Origin of the sequence: Nocardia carnea NBRC 14403, from assembly GCF_000308515.1 — a bacterium.
GTDB lineage: Bacteria > Actinomycetota > Actinomycetes > Mycobacteriales > Mycobacteriaceae > Nocardia > Nocardia carnea.
This window is the reverse complement of record NZ_BAFV01000119.1, coordinates 24078-42062: the sequence shown is the minus strand read 5'-3', so window position 1 is coordinate 42062 and position 17985 is coordinate 24078. Positions and strand designations below refer to the sequence as shown.

The window sequence follows — 17985 nt, the reverse complement described above, 5'->3', positions numbered from 1 at the left end:
CTGAGACCCGTGGCGGTGGGCAGAGGGCGGACTTGGATAGCGTCGGGTCGGCACATGCGGCGTTGCCGGATACGTGCGGCACGGGATATGCGGGCAGGAGTTGAGTTGGAACACGCGACCATTGCGGGGATGCTGCTCGACCGTCTCGGTGATTCGCATCTGGGGGTGCGGACCCGGGAGCGGGATTGGACGTGGGACGAAACGGTCCGCGAAAGCGCCGCCCGCGGCGCGCTGGCCACGGCGTTGCGGGTCGATGGACCCTTCCATATCGGCGTGCTGCTCGAGAACACCCCCGAGTATCTGTTCTGGCTCGGCGGCGCCGCATTGAGCGGCGCGGTGATCGTCGGTATCAACCCCACCCGGCGCGGCGCCGAACTCGAGGCCGAGATCCGCTACGTCGACTGCCAGCTGATCGTGACCGATACCGCCGGGATGGCGCAGCTGCGTGAGCTGGATCTCGGGCTGGACGAGGATCGGTTCGTGCTGGTCGACGCGCCCTCTTATCCCGACCGAGTCCGTGCGCACTGGGTGGATGAGCCGGTCGCCGTACCGGAGGTGGACGAAACGTCCCTGTACCTGCTGCTGTTCACCTCCGGCACCACCGGAACATCGAAAGCGGTGCGTTGCAGCCAGGGCCGGCTGGCAAGGCTCGCGTATGCGAACAACGAGAAGTACGGGCACGTTCGCGAGGATGTCGACTACTGCTGTATGCCGTTGTTCCACGGAAACGCGCTGATGGCGCTGTGGGCGCCGGCGCTGTCCAACGGTGCCACCGTCTGCCTGACCCCGAAATTCTCCGCCTCGGGGTTCCTGCCCGATGTGCGGTTCTTCGGCGCGACCTTCTTCACCTATGTCGGCAAGGCCCTGAGCTATCTGATGGCCACCCCGGAACAGCCCGACGATATCGACAACACCCTGGTCCGGGGGTTCGGCACCGAAGCATCACCGGAGGACAAGGCCGAGTTCGCCCGCCGGTTCGGCGCCGAATTGTTCGAGGGGTACGGATCCTCGGAGGGCGCGGGATCCGTGAAGGCCGACCCGGATGCCCCCGAAGGCGCCATGGGCCGGCCCGCGCACGCCGATATCGCCGTCGTGAACCCGGACACCCGCGACGAATGCGCCCGCGCGAAGCTCGACCGATTCGGCCGGGTGCGGAACCCGGATGAGGCGATCGGCGAAATGGTCGACAAGGGCGGCGCGAAACGGTTCGAGGGGTACTACAAGAACGAGGCCGCGGTGGCCGAGCGGATCCGGCACGGCTGGTACTGGACCGGCGACCTCGGCTATATCGACGAGGCCGGGTTCATCTACTTCGCCGGCCGCAAAGGTGATTGGGTCCGCGTCGACGGCGAGAACACCTCCGCGCTGACGATCGAGCGGATCCTGCGGCGGCACCCGAAGATCATCGCGACAGGCGTGTACGCGGTACCCGACCCGCGTTCGGGGGACCAGGTGATGGCCGCGATCGAGGTCGCGCAGGTATCGGATTTCGACCCCGCCGAGTTCGCGGATTTCCTCGGCTCCCAGGACGATCTGGGGACCAAGGCGGCGCCGCGATTCGTGCGGGTCTCGACGAATCTGCCGGTGACCGGGTCGAACAAGGTGCTCAAACGGGAACTGCAGGCGCAATTGTGGCGGGTCGGCGACCCCATATACCACCGGGTGGGCCGCGGTGCGCTGACCTACGAACTGCTCACCGAGACCGGTAAACAGGAACTGGAACAGGAATTCCATACGTACGGCCGTGCCCGGTTTCTGCCGGACCCCGGGGCCTCGCGCCGGTGACGGCAGGTCGGCTGTGCTCGTGTAGCGAAGGAGACAGGGAATGAAACTCGGGGTCGTGATCCCGGTCGAACTGGGGACGAGCGGGGAACCGGAGGAGATCCTGCGGTTCGCCCGAGCCGCGGAATCGCTCGGGTTCGACGAGATCTCCGCCGTGGAACATTCGGTGGTGATCGCGGATACCGAGAGCACATATCCCTATTCGCCGACCGGCAAATCGCACCTGCCCGACGATTGCGATATCCCGGACCCCGTGGAGTTGCTGTCGTTCGTCGCCGGCGCCACCACCACGCTCGGCCTGTCGACCGGCGTACTGGTACTGCCCAACCACAACCCGGTGGTGCTGGCCAAACGCCTCGCCACCCTCGACCGGCTCTCCGGTGGGCGCCTGCGTATATGCCTCGGTCTCGGCTGGATGCGGGAGGAGATCGAGGCCTGCGGCGGCCGGTTCGACCGTCGCGGCAAGATTGCCGACGAAGCCATCGCGGTCATGCGGGCACTGTGGGCCGGTCGCGACGGTGTGGATTTCCGCGGCGAATACTTCTCGTTCACCGGTGCCTACAGCCGACCGAAACCTTTCCGAGACACCGGGGTCCCGCTGTACATCGGCGGCCACAGCCTGGCGGCCGCGCGCCGGGCCGGCCGGTTGGGCGACGGGTTCCAGCCACTGGGGCTGGCCGGCGACGACCTGGATACGGCGATCGGCGCCATGCGCGCAGCGGCAGTGGCGGCCGAGCGCGATCCCGGGGATATCTCCCTGGTACTCGGCGCCACCCTGCCGCGCCTGGACGAGTCCAAGCTCGACCGGTCCCGCGCACTCGGCGCCGATCGCCTCGTCCTGTCTGCGTCCCGCCACGCCACCTCCATGGATCTCGTGATCGACGAAATGGCGGAGTGTGCCAAGCGCCTGGGCCGCTGACCGGGCCGGTGGGCCGAACCTGCGCCTCGGTTTACCGCAGTTTGATGCTGCCGCCGTCGACCATGATGGTCTGCCCGGTGATGTAGTCGGCGTCCGCGCTGGCGAGAAACACCGCGACCCGGCCGATATCGGCCTCGGGATCACCGAACCGGTGTAGCGGGGTCTTCGCCAGCAGAACATCCTCGATACCGGGATTCGCGGCGATATAGGACTCGACGCCTTCGGTCAGTGCGAGCGGCGAGATCAGGTTCACGTTGATGTTGTCGACCGCCCACTCGTTGGCGGCGACTCGGCTGATCGCCCGGATGGCCTCCTTCGCGGCCGCATAAGAGGCCTGATTCTCCTGCCCTTCGATACCGGCCCCCGAGGCGAAGTTGATGATCGTGCCCTGATTGGTGGCCAGTTGATCGTGCGCGGCCTTCATCAGCCAGAAGGTCGGATAGAAGCCGGTCCCGAAGGACAGATCCAGCATCTCCTGAGTGGTCTCCAGCAGCGGCGCCTGCCGGGAGGCATGCGCATTGTTGACCACGATATCGAGTCTGCCGAACGCCTCGATCGCCGCTTTCACGATCACCGCCGCGTTCGCCTCTTTCGAGATATCGGCGTTCAGGAACTTCCCGGTTCCGGCCAGTTCGGTTTCGAGCGCCGCGCCCGCGTCGTCGTCGATATCGACGAAAAGCACTTCAGCGCCTTCCTTGGTGAATGCCCGGACGATCCCGCGCCCGATCCCGCCCGCTCCTCCGGTCACGATCGCGACTTTTCCGGCCAGCCTCATCGCACTCCTTCCGATCTGGTCGTTCGATACACGGCGGTCCGGCCGGGGACGACCGGGACGTATGCAGCGTATGTGACTTCCGGCCCTGCCCGGCTGCACCGCGTGGCGGGCGTGTGCCGCGGCGCGATCTGTCGGGGCACCGCAACCGATGCGTGGCCGGAAACGCCGGCACGGGAATCCCACCGTGCGGAATCTGCGCCGCGCCGCCGACTTCCTGCGTGTTACACGTGTGACCTCGGGAGTCATGCGAAACGTGACGACCACATGGAAGGCGCTGCCGTGGTGACAGTCGGCAACTCCGACCGACCGGGGCGTATCAGGAGGATGTAATGAACGATTTCACGGGCCGGGTCGCGCTGGTCACCGGTGCCGCACGGGGGCAGGGCCGGGCGCATGCCGTCGCGCTGGCCGAACGGGGCGCCGATGTGGTGATCTGTGACCGTTGCGAGGACGTGCCGGCGGTTGTTTATGCGATGGGGCGCAAGGACGAACTCGCGGAGACCAAGGCACTGATCGAAGCAGCGGGCCGGCGCTGTATCGCCGAGCGGGCCGATACTGCGGATCAGGCGGCCATCCAGGCGCTGGTGTCTCGGGCGGAGTCGGAGTTCGGCGGAATCGACATCGCGATCGCCAATGCGGGTGTGTCGGCGGGGGCGCCGATCCAGGAGGCGTTCGACGGCCATTGGGCCGAGGTGATCGGGACGAATCTGACGGGAGTGTTCAATACCGTCGCCGCTGTCGCGCCCGGCATGATCGCGCGGGGTTACGGCCGGATCATCACGATCAGTTCCATGCTCGGCCGTGGCGCGGCTCCGGGGCAGGCCGCCTATTGTGCGTCGAAATGGGGGGTCGTCGGGATGACGAAAAGCGTTGCGCTCGACCTTGCCCCGCACGGCGTAACGGCGAACGTGATCGCGCCGGGCAATATCGCGACACCCATGGCGCAGAACGACGCCCTGTACCGGAAGATGCGGCCGGACCTGGAATCTCCGACTCTCGCCGATGCCGAACCGATCTTCGCGACGCTGCACGCGCAGCCGGTGCCGTTCCTCGAACCGTTCGAAGTGACCCGGGCGGTGCTGTATCTGGCCGATGAGGCAAGCGCGCATATCACCGGCACCGTGATGCCGGTCGACGCGGGAGCAGCGGCCCGCGTCACTGCCTGACCCGGGCGGTACGAATCCGTCTGGCGGCCGGTATCGATCCAAAGATACCGGCCGGCCAGAAAGTTGTTGCCGCCCAACTCGCCTCGGCCGCCGAACGGTGACCGAGGCGGATACCCTCACCCTTCCCGGCCCTCGGCGCGGCGGTGTTCCGTTCACCGGGACAGGGAAGTCCTGTTCCTTACTCGTCGAGTCATCCTGGATGATCGAACTGCCTCGAGCCGGAGGACAATGTCGACCGTCGAGAACGGGAGCCCACACCTATGCGCTCATCCCCGCGCCGGACAATCCAGCGGATCGGCCCGGTGCTCGCCGCCGCACTGATCCTCACGGCGGGCGCGGGCCCTACCGCGGCGAACGAGGGAGCGCCCGACGTCGGGCCCGCGGGAACCGCACTGATGCACGGTGATCTCGCCTCGTCCGATTCCACCCCGCACGCCGGCCCCGGGCCGGGTGGACATGTGGTGGCTTCGTCCGTTCCCGGCGGGGTGTGCGCCGCGACATTCATCGGCGCCGACGGTATGCCGTTGTCGCTGTGCAACAGCTACGTCGGCCTGACACCGCCGGACATCCTGGTGCCCACGGTGAAACTCTTCGACCCGGTCTCCGCGGCTCCGGTAGCCTCGATCCAATTGCCGAAAGGCGGTCTGCTGGGTGGTGTCTACGGCTACCTCGACGCCAGCGATCGGGTGGTCGTCGCCGACGGCGCCGGGGTGATCAACAAGGTCGCCCACCGGCGCACCACCGACGGGCGCTGGGAGTTGTTCATCGACGAACGCGTCGATGTGAGCGCTCATATTCCGGCGGGGGACGCGATCACCGGTGTCGCACCGGATCACCGCGGCGGCATCTGGTTCGTCACGACCCACGGTGTGGTCGGCACGGCCGGCGCGGACGGACATATTGCGACCGCCCAGCTGCCGGAGGGGGAGGATCTGACCAATGGGTTGTCCGTCCGCCCCGACGGTGTCTCGGTGTTGACCACCGAGGCACTGTACGAGATGCGTATCGGTGCGGACGGCTCGCCGGCTGTGCTCTGGCGCGCGCCGTACGCGGCGGGTTCGGTGCGTAAACCGGGTCAGCTGGGACCCGGATCGGGTACCACACCCACCTATTTCGGGCCCGGTGGCGACGCCTGGGTGGCGATCGTCGATGATGCGGCCCGGCCCGAGTTGACCGTCTACCGTTCCGATGACGGGTCGGAAGTGTGCCGGATGCCGGCCTTCGAGACTTCCGGGCAGGGAACGGAGAACTCGCCGATGGCTTGGAGGAATTCGCTGGTCATCCCGAGTACCTACGGGTTCTCCTATCCGCCGCAGGCGACCTCGGGCCCCAGCGATCCGCCGCAGGCAGCGTTCGTCGGTGGTATGACCCGCGTCGATGTCGGCGAGGACGGTTGCCGGCGGGTCTGGGAAAGCGCCGACCGGATGGCGACCTTGCCGCGGCTGTCCCGTGGCGACGGGTTGATTCACGGTCTTTCCTACGGGCCACTGTCGCCCGGAGTCGATATCCAGCAGGTCGGCCCCGTCTACTACACCGCGGTGGATTTCGATACCGGGGAACGTCGCGCGTACCAGCAGGTCGGTGTCGCGCCGGTCGACGAGCCGTTGCAGCTGACCGGGACGATCGGGCCGGACGGGACGCTCTGGCAGGGCACCGTGGGCAGGATGCTGAAGATAGGGCGCTGACCGCTGTTCCGGTTCCGGCTCCTGTTCGATCCAGTGGAAAAGAGTGTCGATGTCCAATTCTCTGAACCGGCGGGCGCGCCGCCATACCCTGGGCGACCTTCCACGCCGAGCTGCTCGACGCGAACGTGACAAGACTGCCGTCGTCGACGGTGCCACCTCCCTCTCGTTCGCGGAGTTCGACGCGGCGGTGGACCGCACCGCCGCCGCTCTGGTGCACGCAGGATTCGGAAAGGGTTCCCGGTTGGCGATCCTTTCCCGGAACTGCTGGCAGTTCGCGGTGCTGAACTTCGCCACGGCGCGCACCGGGGTGGTTTTCGTTCCGTTGAACTTCATGCTCGGCGCCGCCGAGATCGCCTATCTCCTCGATGCGAGCGGTGCCACCGGGTTCGTGGTCGAAGATTCACTGATTCCTGTCGCCGACGCGGCGCTGACGCAGTCGGCGGGCCGGGTCTCGGCTCGAGTGCAGCTCCGCGCCGGCGCGGAGGACTCCCGGCCCGGCTGGACGGATCTGCAGGATTGGCTCGACCACGACGGTGCGGCACCGGAGGTGGAGGTCGACGACGACGATCCGGTCCGCATGATGTTCACCTCCGGCACCGAGTCCCGTCCCAAAGGGGTTCTGCTGTCGAGTCGTTCGCTGTTGTGGCAATACGTCTCGTGCATGGTCGACGGCGGTATGTCGGCCGATGACGTGGAAATCCATGCGATGCCGCTCTACCACTGTGCCCAGCTGGACTGCTTCCTGGGAACGGATGTCTACCTCGGTGCGACGAGCATCATCTTGCCGGGTCCGGACCCGGATACCGTGCTGCGCGCCGTCGAGAAACACCGGGCCACCAAACTGTTCGCGCCGCCCACGGTGTGGATAAGCCTGCTCCGTTCGCCCGCTTTCGACGAAACGGATCTGTCCTCGCTGCGCAAGGGCTACTACGGCGCCTCCGCCATGCCGGTGGCCGTTCTCGACGAAATCCAGCGGCGGCTGCCCGCACTGGACCTGTGGAACTTCTACGGCCAGACGGAGATGGCTCCGGTGGCGACCATCCTCGGCCCCGACCGTCAGCGATCCCACGCCGGATCCGCGGGCCGGCCTGTGCTCAACGTCGAAACGCTCATCGTCGACGACGACGATGAGCCGGTGGAGGCCGGGGTGGTCGGCGAGATCGTGCACCGGTCTCCGCAGGCGACTCTCGGCTACTACGACGACGAAGCGAAGACCGAGGAAGCCTTTCGCGGAGGATGGTTGCACTCCGGAGACCTGGGCTACTTCGACGATGACGGCTACCTATACGTGGTCGACCGGAAGAAGGACATGATCAAGACCGGTGGCGAGAACGTGGCGAGCCGGGAAGTCGAGGAGGCCATCTACCGGCTCGGCGATGTCAGCGAGGTCGCTGTTTTCGGTGTGGCCCACGAACGCTGGGTGGAAGCGGTTGTCGCGGTGGTTGTGCCCAAAGCGGGGAGCGGGCTCACCGCCGACGATGTGCTGAGCCACGCCCGGTCCGTCCTCGCCGGATTCAAGTGCCCGAAACATGTGGTGATCACCGAATCGCTGCCCAAGAATCCGTCCGGAAAAGTGCTCAAACGGCAGCTGCGTACGGAATACGCGACGGTGCTGAACGGAAGTCTGTGACGTATCGGCGCACCGGTAAGTAGCATCCCGGCACCGGCGCCGAGGATATCCGGCCGACCGCGCCGCCCGATCCGATTCAGGCGGCGCGGTCGTGCTGTGTCCGTATGACGAAATCGTCTGTTGCACATAGTAGTAATGGAGTCCCGTCAGTGCGACTCGGCTTCATCATCGGAGAACCCTCACCACTATCCGGGGCGTTGCCGGAGGGGCGTCAGCGTGACCGGCGATGCATCCGGCCGCACCGGTCGAGGCCATGGACAGGCCTACGGATTTCCCGACCTGGTGACCCGGCCGACCCGCTGAGCAGCCATTCGTATCTGCTTCCGAAAGGGAGTTCCACGTGAACGCTCCTGTTGTCGTGGTCGGGATGGGGCCCGTAGGTTACCGGGGCCACTCCCGGGAACTCGTCGCGCATCTGGATATGTCGGTGCTGTCGGAGGACACGCCGTACCCGTACCGGGTGCAGTGTGAGCAGAGCAAACTCACCCGGATCATCCGGCGCCATCTCGAACGGATGCCCAACGTCACCTTGCGTTTCGGCGCGCCGGTGCAGCGGGCCGAGATCGGCACCGGGTGCGCCCGGCTGTTCCTGCCCGGCGACACCTTCGAACCGTCGATCACCGCGGACTGGGTCCTGGCGGCCGACGGCGCGAACTCTGCGGTACGCCGCACCCTGGGGATCGCCTTCGAAGGCGTGACCTACCCCGAGCGTTTTCTGGTCGCGTCGACAACCCACGATTTCACCGCCGATATGCCCGGACTCGCACCGGTTTCCTATATCTACGATCCCGACGACTGGGGCGTGCTGTTGCGCACTCCTTCGCATTGGCGGGTGCTGTTCCCGATCGTCGACGGGCAATCCGACGAAGAAGCGCTCGCGCCGGACAACATTCAGCGGCGGTTGCAGAGTGTGGTCCGGCTCCCCGAGCCGTATCCGGTGGTGCATTCCACGATCTACTCGGTGCACCAGCGGCTGGCCGCGACCTTCGGCCTGAGCCGGGTACTGCTGCTCGGCGATGCCGCGCATATCAACAACCCGCTCGGCGGAATGGGAATGAACAGCGGTATCCACGACGCACACGCCGCCGTGGAAGCTGTCTGTTACGCACTCACCGGCGGTGACCCGGACCGTGCCGTGGCGACCTACGCGCGGGTCCGCCGGGATGCGGCGGCGCTGGACGTCCAGCAGAACACCCAGAAGAACTACGAGGAAATGCGCCAGACCGATGCCGGCCGGCGCAGCGAGCGGTTCCAGGAGATGGTGGAAATCGCGGCCGACCCGGACCGCGCCCGCGGATACCTCCGGGTTGCCTCGATGCTCGCCTCGTTCGAAACCTCGTGCCGGCGGATGCGCCGCGGCCTCACCCGCGTAATTCCGTGCGGCCCTTGAATTACCGATCCACGCAGCCCGATTCCGGTCTCCGCGCCCGCCATTCGCGGACTGATTCCACATCCAGTGCTCGGTTACGGGACCCTGCATGAGTTCCCCGACAACGTCGAGATCGGGATGGATTCGGCCGATCCGGTGGGAAAGGTTCTGCGCCGCGAGAGGGCTCATGCCGCCGACCTCGCATTGTTGGTGCAGCAGTAGTGTTTCGATCCCGACTACTCTGGTCTCTGGTTGCGATTTCGGGACAGGGCAGGAGGGAGAGCGTGATGAGCCCATTCTCTGGTCGATGCACGGGATGGCGGGATACCTGGAGCACGGCGAGCGTTGCAGGGTTGGTTTCACCGAAAACGACGAGCTGATCGTTTTCACGCCCGACGCCGGGAAGGTCCGGATCTCGTGCACGTACTCCACTGCCGAGGCGGTTTGTAGCATCGCCGAGCTCAGGGATGCGTGGCCGGCCTTCCGGGACGCTGTGCTGGTCGAACTGGGGGAAGAATATCCACAGTTGGCCTCCAACCCTGTCATTGCGGAACTACGACTCTGAACACGCGGTTCGAACCGGACGGCGCTGCCCGGCTCGTGGTTGCGGTCGCAACCCGTGCCGGCGCGATCAATGTGCTTGTCAACAACGCGGCCCATTGCGAAACTCCGGAGCTTTCCCCGGCCAGACCGGTTATACGGAACATCCAAGGCGGCGCTGGAAGCACTCACCCGCTCGGCCGCACTGGACCTGGCACCGCGCGGCATCCGCGTGAACGTGGTCGCCCCGGGCCCTGTCCAGACCGGCTGGATGGACCTCGGGCAGCGAGGACGAGTTGGCTAACCCGGTATCGGCACGGGCGTGAACCGGCTTGCCGGTTTCGGGAGACCCAGATGGTCACGCAGCGTGGTGCCGGTGTACTCGGCGCGGAACAGGCCGCGCTCGCGCAGGATCGGTACCACGGTTTCGGTGAAGATCTCCAGCCCGCCGGGGTAGTAGGGCGGCATGACATTGAATCCGTCGGCGGCGCGCGAGGTGAACCATTCCTCGATGGTGTCGGCCACCTGTTCCGGGGTTCCGGCGAATACTCGGTGCCCGCGGGCACCGGCGAGACGGTGCAGCAGGCCGCGCAGGGTGGGGTTTTCGCGGCGTACGATACCGGCCACGACCTGGCGCCGGCTGGCCGTGTTGTCGGTGACATCGCCCGCGTCGGCGAACAGGCCGGCGGGCACCGGTTCGTCGAGCGGCAGTCGCCGCAAAGACTCACCGGCGAGTCCTTCCAGCTGGTCGAGACCGTATTCGGGCACCGTGAGCTCGTTGAACTCCCGTTCGAGCTGTTTCGCCTCGGTTTCGGTGGCGGCGATGAACGGGCTGAGGCCGGGCAGAACTTTCACATGATCGGGGTCGCGGCCGAATTCGGTCGCGCGGCGTTTGATATCGGTGTAGAAGGCCTGGGCGTCGCCGAGCCGCTGATGTGCCGTGAAGATCGCCTCGGCGTAGCGGCCGGCGAACGCGCGGCCGTCGTTCGAAGCGCCGGCCTGCACCAGCACCGGATAACCCTGCGGGGTGCGGGCGGCGGTGAACGGGCCACGCACCCGCAGATGTTCTCCGTCGAAATGGATGGGATGGATCTTGTCCGGGTCGGCGTAGCGGCCGGCGGCACGGTCCAGCAGGACGGCGTCGTCCTCCCAGCTGTCCCACAGTGCCGTCACGGCGTCGACGAATTCGCGGGCCCGCGCATAACGTTCGGTGTGGTCGGGGTGCTGGTCGAGACCGAAATTGGCGGCGGCCAGATCGGTTCCGGTGGTGACGATATTCCAGCCCGCCCGGCCACCGGAAATATGGTCGAGCGAGGAGAAGAGCCGGGCCAGGTTGTAGGGCTCGTAATAGGTGGTCGACGCCGTCGCGATCAGACCGATCCGGCTGGTGGCGGCGGCGATCGCGGTGAGCAGCGTGATCGGTTCCAGACCGGGCGCGGCGTTGTAGGCCACGCTGGTCCGCAGGGCGGGGCCGTCGGCGAAGAAGATCGCATCGAAGGCCGCGGCTTCGGCGGTCCGCGCGATCTCCTGGTAGTAGCGCACATCGTAGATCCGCTCCGGGCGGCTGAGCGGATGCCGCCAGGCGGCCTCGTGATGGCCCGCGGGATAGATGAACGCGTTGAGAGCGAGCTGAGGTCGGGGATGAGGCATAGCCGCATTACAGCAACGCCACCGCCGATTGGGGAACGGTAATTCGCGCGCTGATCCGAACCCTGGTGTCGCGGATTTTCCGGGCGTCCGTGTCGGTGCTGTGGATGACCATGAAACGTAACGCGTAAGCCGGGTTTTTCAGGGCAGGGATAGCGCATCAACCGTTTCGCGATCAGGGGTCGAGGGTTTGTGTCGGTGGTCGTTGTTACGGTGCGCGGGTGCAGCTTCGGTACAACTTCCGCATCTACCCGACGCCTGGTCAGCGCATCGCGCTGGCGCAGGCGTTCGGGTGTGCGCGGGTGGTGTACAACGACAACCTCCGCGCCCGCGAACACGCGCATGCGGCCGGTGTGAAACTGTCGGATACCGAGGTTCAGCGGCAGGTGGTCACCAAAGCCAAACGCACCCCCGAACGTGCATGGCTGGCGGAGGTGTCATCGGTGGTGCTGGTACAAGCCTGCCAGGACGCCCGCGCCGCGTACCGGAACTGGTTCGACTCCCTATCCGGGAAGCGTAAAGGCCCGAAACTCGGCAAGCCCCGGTTCCGGTCCCGGAAGGACAATCGGCAGGCGATCCGGTGCACCCGCAACGGTTTCAGCCTGCGGGCGAACCGCAAGCTGTACGTGGCCAAGGTCGGCGAACTGAAGGTTGCCTGGTCACGGGAGTTGCCGTCGGAGCCGTCCTCGGTCACGGTCGTGAAGGATTCGGCGGGCCGGTATTTCGCGTCGTTCGTGGTCGCGGTCGGCGACGATCCGTTGCCGGTGGTCGATGCCGAGGTGGGTATCGACCTGGGCTTGGCTACGTTCGCGGTGTTGTCGGACGGGCGCAGGATCGATAGTCCGAGGTTTTTGCGGCAGGCCGAGCGGCGGTTGAAGAAGGCGCAGCGGTGCCTGTCTCGTAAGGAGAAGGGGTCGCGGAATCGGGTGAAGGCCCGGATCAGGGTTGCGAAGGCGCACGCGAGGGTGGCCGATATGCGCAGGGATTTCGTGCATAAGCATTCGACGCGGATTGTTCGCGAGAACCAAGCGATATTCGTGGAGGACTTGTGTGTGCGGGGTCTGGCGCGGACGAATCTGGCGAAGTCGGTGCACGATGCGGGGTGGGGCATGTTCACCCGGATGCTGGAGGAGAAAGCCGCTCGGCGCGGCCGCAGGTTTGCCCGGGTGGATCGCTGGTTTCCTTCGACTCGGATGTGTTCGGCCTGTGGGGTGGTCGGGGACTCCAAGCCGTTACACGTGCGGGAATGGACGTGCACCTGTGGTGTTGTGCACGATCGTGATGTGAATGCTGCTCGGAATGTTCTCGCCGCAGGGCTTGCGGAGAGTCGAAACGCTTGTGGAGAGGCGGTAAGTCCGGCCGCGTAGCGGGCGGCTCGCCTCGGTGAAGCAGGAACCCGCCTCAGGGCCGTGTGGTTCAGGAGGAATCCCGGTCGTTCACGGCCGGGAGGAAGTCAACATCATGAGGTGGGCGGATGGCCTAGTGTTCGGCGATGGGTTTGCCGAAGGTGTGGCGCTGCTGGGCGTAGGCGATGGCGAGTTCGAAGGCGCGCAGGGCGATACCGCAGGCGCGGGCGGCGACGTTGACGCGGCCGACTTCGATTCCGTCCATCATATGGGTGAAGCCCTTGCCGGGTTCGCTGCCGAGGACGGCGTCGGCGCCGGTGCGGAAGCCGTCGAAGAAGGCTTCGGTGGTGTCGACGCCCATGTAGCCAAATTGTCGATTTTGCCGAGGACGGGTTCGGACATGGAGAACGAGCCGCGGATCTCGCCGGTCGCCATCTTCGGCAGGTAGTGCGCCTTCTGGGCGTCGGTGTCGTGGCGGGCGATCATATGGGCGACGATGAAATGGGTGTTGATCTCGCCGGATACGCTCATCCAGCCGCGTGCGATCTCTTCGACGACGGTATCGTCGCGACGGCACGGTGATCGGGACGATCTCCTCGGCGAATACGCCGGACTGCTGCGCGGCCACCGCACGCCGGTGCGAGGTGACGGACAATTCGTCCTGTTCGGTGCGGCCGATACCGTAATCGCGGCGCAGGTTCTCCGCGGTTTCGAGCATGCCGCCCGGCACCGGGTAGTCGCGTCCGCCCGCGGTGACCCGGCCCCGGGCCAGGCCGTCGTGCAGGGTCACGCCGGGACTCTTGACCCCGCGGCGCATATCGGTGGCGTAGAAGACGACATTGCTCATACTCTCGACCCCGCCCGCGACGACGAGTTCGCTCATCCCGGTGGCGACCTGCATACCCGCCTGCAACACCGATTGCAGACCGGAGCCGCAGCGGCGGTCGACCTGCATACCGGGAACGTGCACGGGCAGACCCGCGTTCAGAGCGACCACCCGGCCGATGGCGGGGGCCTCGCTGCTCGGATAGCAGTTGCCGAGAACGACATCGTCGACGGCCTCGGCGGCCAGACCGGTCCGGTCGAGCAGCGCGCGCAATACCGTCTCACCGAGGTCGGCGGCCGTCAGACTGCTCAGGGTGCCACCGAATCGGCCGATCGGGCTGCGTACCGGTTCGCAGATCACCACGTCACGCATCACATGAACCTTCCACCGGTGACCTCCAGAACGGTTCCGGTCATATAGGACGACAGGTCGGAGGCCAGGAACAACACCACATCGGCGACCTCGTTCGGCTCACCCGCTCGTGCGAGCGGGATCTCGGCCATTTTCTGAGCCCAGACCTTCTGCGGCATGGCCTCGGTCATGGCGGTGCGGATGAGGCCCGGCTGCACCGCGTTGACGCGCACGTTCTTGAACGCCACTTCCTTTGCCGCGGCCTTGGTGAGCCCGACGATCCCGGCCTTGGCGGCCGAATAGTTCGTCTGGCCGGGCAGGCCGATCTTGCCGGAGAGGGAGGAGATATTGACGATGGCGCCGCGGCCGTGTTCGCGCATCCGGGAGGCAGCGGCCCGGGTGCCGTTCCAGGTGCCCTTGAGATGGATGGCGATCACATCGTCGAAATCGGTTTCGGTCATCTTGCGCATGGTGGCGTCGCGGGTGATGCCGGCGTTGTTGACGAACACACCGATCGGCCCGAACTGCTCGGCCGTATCGAGCAACGCCTCCACTCGGGCGGCGTCACGCACATCGCAGTGGGTGTAGCGGGCCACCGATTCGCCACCGAGTTCGGCCACCGCGGCAGCTCCGGCCGCATCGTCGATATCGCCGAGGGCGACCCGCGCGCCCTCCGCGACGAAGGTGCGGGCGATCTGTAATCCGATGCCCTGCGCGGCGCCGGTGACCGCGGCCACCCGCCCTTCCAGCAAGCCCATACTCAGCTCCGATCCATAGTGTGCGAGAAGAAATGTGTGGGCCGAACGTTCAGTGCTGCCCGCCGTTCGCCTCCCGTTCGGCTTGTCCGACCAGCCGCCCGCCGATGATGAGGCGCTGGATTTCGCTGGTGCCCTCGTACAGGCGCAGCAGGCGCACTTCGCGGTAGATCCGTTCGACCGCCACATCACGCATATAGCCGGTGCCGCCGTGGATCTGCACCGCCAGGTCCGCCACCGTGCCCGCCATTTCGGTGCAGTACAGTTTCGCCGCCGACGGACCCACCCGGCGGTCCTCCCCGGAGACGTAGCGGGCGGCGATATCGCGGACCAGGGCGCGCCCGGCGACCACACCGGTGTGCTGATCGGCGATCATGGCCTGGACCAGCTGGAAATCGCCGATCGGGGTGCCGCCCTGGGTCGCCGTGGCGGCGTAGCGGACCGATTCGTCGAGCGCCCGTTGCGCCGAGCCGACGGCGAGCGCGGCGATATGCACCCGGCCCCGGGCCAGCGACACCATCGCCGCCCGGTAGCCGACGTCTTCGCTGCCGCCTACCAGCGCCGACGCCGGCACCCGTACGCCGGTGAACCGCACGTCGGAAGTCCAAGCGCCCTCCTGGCCCATTGTGCGATCCTTCGGCCCGATCTCCACGCCCGGTGTCGCGGCGGGCACGAGGAATACCGCGATACCGGGACCGTCGGCGTCGGCGGGCCGGGTGCGGGCGAAGACCACGAACAGGTCGGCCACGGGCGCATTGGTGATGAAACGCTTCTCGCCGTCGATCACCCACTCGTCGCCGTCGCGCCCGGCCTTGGTGCGCAGCCCGGCCGGGTCGGAGCCCGCGCCGGGTTCGGTGAGCGCGAAGGAGGCCACCACCTCGCCGGAGGCGATCCGCGCCAGCCACGCCCGCTTCTGTTCCTCCGTGCCGTAGTTGACCAGTACCTGTCCGGCGATGCCGTTGTTGGTGCCGAACATGGACCGGAACGCCAGGGTCGTGTATCCGAACTCGAGAGCCAGTTCGACATCCTGGGCGAGGTTCAGGCCGAGCCCGCCCCATTCCTGCGGGATGGCGTACCCGAACAGGCCCATATCGGCGGCCGCGCGGCGGATATCGTCGGGAATACGGTCGGTATCGGCGATTTCCTGTTCGCGCGGTACGACCGCATCGCGGACGAACTCGCGGGTCTGGGCCAGGATATCGGCGAAGTCCTCGGCGGACACCTGCGAAACCTGTACCGCTGCGCTGTCGGCGGCCATCGATACTCCTCTGCCGGATGTCGGGTGTGACGCGTGGGGCGCACAGCGGTCAGTGTGGATTGCGGGCGAGCTTCTTGTCGGCGGATTCGGCGAGACCGACGGTTCCGGTCGACGGTTCGTTTCACGCCTCCAGGTAGGCGACGATCCCGCCGATCAGGGCGTCGAGGGCGTCGTCGAGGTCGCCGTAGGTGCCCAGGGTGCGTTCGGAGGTGATCCCGCGCATCGCGGCGGGGATGAGGGCGGCCACCTTGCGAATCTTGGCCGGGTCCAGATCGAGGTCGGCGAATGCCTTCTGGCAGGCGGTATCCCAGTGCGGTTTCCAGGAGGCCAGTTCGGCGGCGGTGAGCGGGAAATCGCGTTCGAGTTCGGCGTGGTCGCGGGGGAGGGCGGCGCGCAGGGTTTCGATCGCCAGGGATTCCCGGCTGCGCAGACCGCGGGCCATGGCGGTGATCATGGCGGCGACCCGCTCGTGCAGGGTGCCGTCCGGTTTGATGCCGGCGGGCAGATCACCGCGTTTGTCCGCGGTGCGTCGCAGCACCGCCGCCCACAGGCCGTCGATATCGCCGAACTGGTACTTGATCACGCCCCAGGTCGCGCCGATATCGCGGGCGATGCGGTTACCGGAGACGGCGGCGGGATCGCCGGTGGCCAGCGAGACGATCGCGGCCTCGAGCATGCTCTCCCGAGACTGGATTCCGCGCCTGTTGGCGCGCCGTTCACCTGCCGCCGTTTCCGTCACGAGCAGCGATTCTACCGGTGGCGAGCCGGATCCCCGAGTTTCACATAGCCCTCTTGTATTCTTTCGTAGAGGATTCTACCATCGGTGGGCGCGTGGCCGGATCGGCCGATCCGGGCAGCTCACGAAGGCGTGGAGGGTTCAGATGGCGAAACCGCCGCTGTCGATGGAGCCGACGGGCTGGTTCCAGGTGGCCTGGTGCAATGAGATCACCACCGGTGCGGTGCACAAGATGAAGTACTTCGGCCGCGAGATGGTGGCCTGGCGTTCGGCATCCGGCCGGGTCGCGGTATTCGACGCCTACTGTGAACACCTCGGCGCCCATCTCGGATACGGCGGCCGGGTGGAGGGCGAGAACCTGGTATGCCCCTTCCACGGGTGGGAGTGGAACCGCGAGGGACGCAATGTCTGCATCCCGTACGAGAGCCATCCGAACAAGGGTCGCCGGATCCGCACCTACCCCGTGGTGGAACGCAACGAGGCGGTGTGGATCTGGTTCGATATCGAGGGACGACCGCCGCACTTCGAGGTGCCGGATATGTTCACCGCCTTCGGTGACGATCACACCGCCGCCGATTACTACCCGCCGGTCCCCGCGGCGACCCTGTTCCGGACGGGGCTGGAGATGCATCCCCAGTACGTCATGGAGAACGGTGTCGATTTCGCGCATTTCAAGTTCGTGCACAAGACCCCGTTCGTCCCGGAGTTCACCCGGCACGATTTCTCCGGCCCGGTCTCCTACGTGGATTTCACCATCGCCTTCGACGAATCGGTGGCCGCGGACCAGGTCAACAGCGGCGTCGAATCGATCAACGCGGGGCTGGGATGTTCGATCACCAAAAGCTGGGGCATGGTCGACAACCGCACCATGCCGGCGGTGACGCCGGTGGACGAATACACCTCCGATATCCGCTTCACAGTGTGGATCGGCCGCAAACCGGGAGATGATTCCCCGGAGATCGGCCGGTACGGGAAGACGATGGCAGATTTCGTCATCGAGCAGTTCGAGGCCGATATCGAGATCTGGGCACACCAGCGCTATTCGGATCCGCCCGCACTGTCCCGCAAGGAGTACCAGGGGTTCACGGCGCTACGGGAATGGGCGCGGCAGTTCTACCCCGACGGCGGTCCGGCCGGCGCGGATCCGCACCGGCAGTACAGCGGTGCCGTCCGGCCCGCGAACGACCCGTCGTAACCAGC

At 66.5% G+C, this 17985-nt stretch carries 17 protein-coding genes and 1 pseudogene; 10 read left to right on the top strand and 8 right to left on the bottom strand.

What is annotated here, in order from left to right; genetic code table 11:
- Positions 1-87: 87 nt before the first annotated feature.
- Positions 88-1785: a steroid-22-oyl-CoA synthetase gene (gene casI, locus ON22_RS29925; RefSeq protein WP_033242547.1), complete on the top strand. Its 1698-nt coding sequence runs from the start codon at positions 88-90 to the stop codon at positions 1783-1785.
- 40 nt (positions 1786-1825) lie between these two features.
- On the top strand, positions 1826-2701 hold the full coding sequence (locus tag ON22_RS29920) for an LLM class F420-dependent oxidoreductase (RefSeq protein WP_033242548.1): 876 nt from the start codon (positions 1826-1828) through the stop codon (positions 2699-2701).
- 31 nt (positions 2702-2732) lie between these two features.
- Here the strand turns inward: ON22_RS29920 and ON22_RS29915 are convergent, their stop codons facing one another.
- Positions 2733-3476: an SDR family NAD(P)-dependent oxidoreductase gene (locus ON22_RS29915; RefSeq protein WP_033242549.1), complete on the bottom strand. Its 744-nt coding sequence runs from the start codon at positions 3474-3476 to the stop codon at positions 2733-2735.
- A gap of 329 nt (positions 3477-3805) precedes the next feature.
- Between ON22_RS29915 and ON22_RS29910 the strand changes: the two genes are divergently transcribed.
- From ON22_RS29910 to ON22_RS37440, 6 genes are all read left to right on the top strand, one after another.
- Positions 3806-4642: a mycofactocin-coupled SDR family oxidoreductase gene (locus tag ON22_RS29910; protein ID WP_033242550.1), complete on the top strand. Its 837-nt coding sequence runs from the start codon at positions 3806-3808 to the stop codon at positions 4640-4642.
- Between the two features lie 260 nt (positions 4643-4902).
- A complete protein-coding gene (locus ON22_RS29905; protein WP_051158276.1) occupies positions 4903-6327 on the top strand; it encodes a hypothetical protein in 1425 nt (474 codons plus the stop codon).
- 49 nt (positions 6328-6376) lie between these two features.
- Positions 6377-7957 carry a fatty acyl-CoA synthetase gene (locus ON22_RS29900; RefSeq protein WP_033242551.1) on the top strand — a complete coding sequence of 527 codons (1581 nt, stop codon included), beginning with the start codon at positions 6377-6379 and terminating at the stop codon, positions 7955-7957.
- 340 nt (positions 7958-8297) lie between these two features.
- Positions 8298-9347 carry an FAD-dependent oxidoreductase gene (locus tag ON22_RS29895; RefSeq protein ID WP_156052221.1) on the top strand — a complete coding sequence of 350 codons (1050 nt, stop codon included), beginning with the start codon at positions 8298-8300 and terminating at the stop codon, positions 9345-9347.
- Between the two features lie 286 nt (positions 9348-9633).
- Entirely contained in the window at positions 9634-9891 is a 258-nt protein-coding gene (locus tag ON22_RS37000) for a hypothetical protein (protein WP_156052222.1), read from the top strand.
- Between the two features lie 69 nt (positions 9892-9960).
- Positions 9961-10170, top strand: a complete 210-nt coding sequence (locus tag ON22_RS37440; RefSeq protein WP_373280897.1) for an SDR family oxidoreductase — start codon at positions 9961-9963, stop codon at positions 10168-10170.
- Here the strand turns inward: ON22_RS37440 and ON22_RS29885 are convergent.
- The gene (locus tag ON22_RS29885; protein WP_033242553.1) at positions 10167-11516 is read right to left on the bottom strand and encodes an LLM class flavin-dependent oxidoreductase; all 1350 of its coding nucleotides are present in this window, start codon (positions 11514-11516) and stop codon (positions 10167-10169) included. The genes ON22_RS37440 and ON22_RS29885 overlap by 4 nt on opposite strands.
- Positions 11517-11734: 218 nt before the next feature.
- Here ON22_RS29885 and ON22_RS29880 point away from each other — a divergent pair, with 218 nt between their 5' ends.
- Entirely contained in the window at positions 11735-12880 is a 1146-nt protein-coding gene (locus tag ON22_RS29880) for an RNA-guided endonuclease InsQ/TnpB family protein (protein WP_033242554.1), read from the top strand.
- 112 nt (positions 12881-12992) lie between these two features.
- Here ON22_RS29880 and ON22_RS38240 read toward each other — a convergent pair whose 3' ends face one another.
- The 6 genes and pseudogenes from ON22_RS38240 to ON22_RS29860 form a co-directional block, all read right to left on the bottom strand.
- Complete coding sequence (locus ON22_RS38240; RefSeq protein WP_231508347.1) at positions 12993-13124, bottom strand: acyl-CoA dehydrogenase family protein; 132 nt, start codon at positions 13122-13124, stop codon at positions 12993-12995.
- Complete coding sequence (locus ON22_RS38235) at positions 13124-13390, bottom strand: acyl-CoA dehydrogenase family protein (protein ID WP_231508349.1); 267 nt, start codon at positions 13388-13390, stop codon at positions 13124-13126. Before ON22_RS38235 ends, ON22_RS38240 begins: the two co-directional genes overlap by 1 nt.
- A gap of 46 nt (positions 13391-13436) precedes the next feature.
- Positions 13437-14057: pseudogene (locus ON22_RS38230) on the bottom strand (thiolase family protein); the annotation flags it as partial.
- The gene (gene fabG / locus ON22_RS29870) at positions 14057-14794 is read right to left on the bottom strand and encodes a 3-oxoacyl-ACP reductase FabG (RefSeq protein ID WP_033242555.1); all 738 of its coding nucleotides are present in this window, start codon (positions 14792-14794) and stop codon (positions 14057-14059) included. The pseudogene ON22_RS38230 and the gene fabG, both read right to left, overlap by 1 nt.
- Positions 14795-14843: 49 nt before the next feature.
- Positions 14844-16049, bottom strand: a complete 1206-nt coding sequence (locus ON22_RS29865) for an acyl-CoA dehydrogenase family protein (RefSeq protein ID WP_033242556.1) — start codon at positions 16047-16049, stop codon at positions 14844-14846.
- A gap of 121 nt (positions 16050-16170) precedes the next feature.
- Entirely contained in the window at positions 16171-16788 is a 618-nt protein-coding gene (locus ON22_RS29860; RefSeq protein WP_063820681.1) for a TetR/AcrR family transcriptional regulator, read from the bottom strand.
- Positions 16789-16930: 142 nt separating this feature from the next.
- Between ON22_RS29860 and ON22_RS29855 the strand changes: the two genes are divergently transcribed.
- The gene (locus ON22_RS29855) at positions 16931-17980 is read left to right on the top strand and encodes a Rieske 2Fe-2S domain-containing protein (RefSeq protein ID WP_033242558.1); all 1050 of its coding nucleotides are present in this window, start codon (positions 16931-16933) and stop codon (positions 17978-17980) included.
- Positions 17981-17985 lie beyond the last annotated feature (5 nt).

Bases quoted from the DNA above. Each gene is read 5' to 3' on its own strand.
- casI (WP_033242547.1), top strand. From the start codon at position 88: ATGCGGGCAGGAGTTGAGTTGGAACACGCGACCATTGCGGGGATGCTG.
- ON22_RS29920 (WP_033242548.1), top strand. From the start codon at position 1,826: ATGAAACTCGGGGTCGTGATCCCGGTCGAACTGGGGACGAGCGGGGAA.
- ON22_RS29915 (WP_033242549.1), bottom strand. From the start codon at position 3,476: ATGAGGCTGGCCGGAAAAGTCGCGATCGTGACCGGAGGAGCGGGCGGG.
- ON22_RS29910 (WP_033242550.1), top strand. From the start codon at position 3,806: ATGAACGATTTCACGGGCCGGGTCGCGCTGGTCACCGGTGCCGCACGG.
- ON22_RS29905 (WP_051158276.1), top strand. From the start codon at position 4,903: ATGCGCTCATCCCCGCGCCGGACAATCCAGCGGATCGGCCCGGTGCTC.
- ON22_RS29900 (WP_033242551.1), top strand. From the start codon at position 6,377: ATGTCCAATTCTCTGAACCGGCGGGCGCGCCGCCATACCCTGGGCGAC.
- ON22_RS37000 (WP_156052222.1), top strand. From the start codon at position 9,634: ATGCACGGGATGGCGGGATACCTGGAGCACGGCGAGCGTTGCAGGGTT.
- ON22_RS37440 (WP_373280897.1), top strand. From the start codon at position 9,961: ATGTGCTTGTCAACAACGCGGCCCATTGCGAAACTCCGGAGCTTTCCC.
- ON22_RS29885 (WP_033242553.1), bottom strand. From the start codon at position 11,516: ATGCCTCATCCCCGACCTCAGCTCGCTCTCAACGCGTTCATCTATCCC.
- ON22_RS38240 (WP_231508347.1), bottom strand. From the start codon at position 13,124: ATGGACGGAATCGAAGTCGGCCGCGTCAACGTCGCCGCCCGCGCCTGC.
- ON22_RS38235 (WP_231508349.1), bottom strand. From the start codon at position 13,390: ATGAGCGTATCCGGCGAGATCAACACCCATTTCATCGTCGCCCATATG.
- fabG (WP_033242555.1), bottom strand. From the start codon at position 14,794: ATGGGCTTGCTGGAAGGGCGGGTGGCCGCGGTCACCGGCGCCGCGCAG.
- ON22_RS29865 (WP_033242556.1), bottom strand. From the start codon at position 16,049: ATGGCCGCCGACAGCGCAGCGGTACAGGTTTCGCAGGTGTCCGCCGAG.
- ON22_RS29855 (WP_033242558.1), top strand. From the start codon at position 16,931: ATGGCGAAACCGCCGCTGTCGATGGAGCCGACGGGCTGGTTCCAGGTG.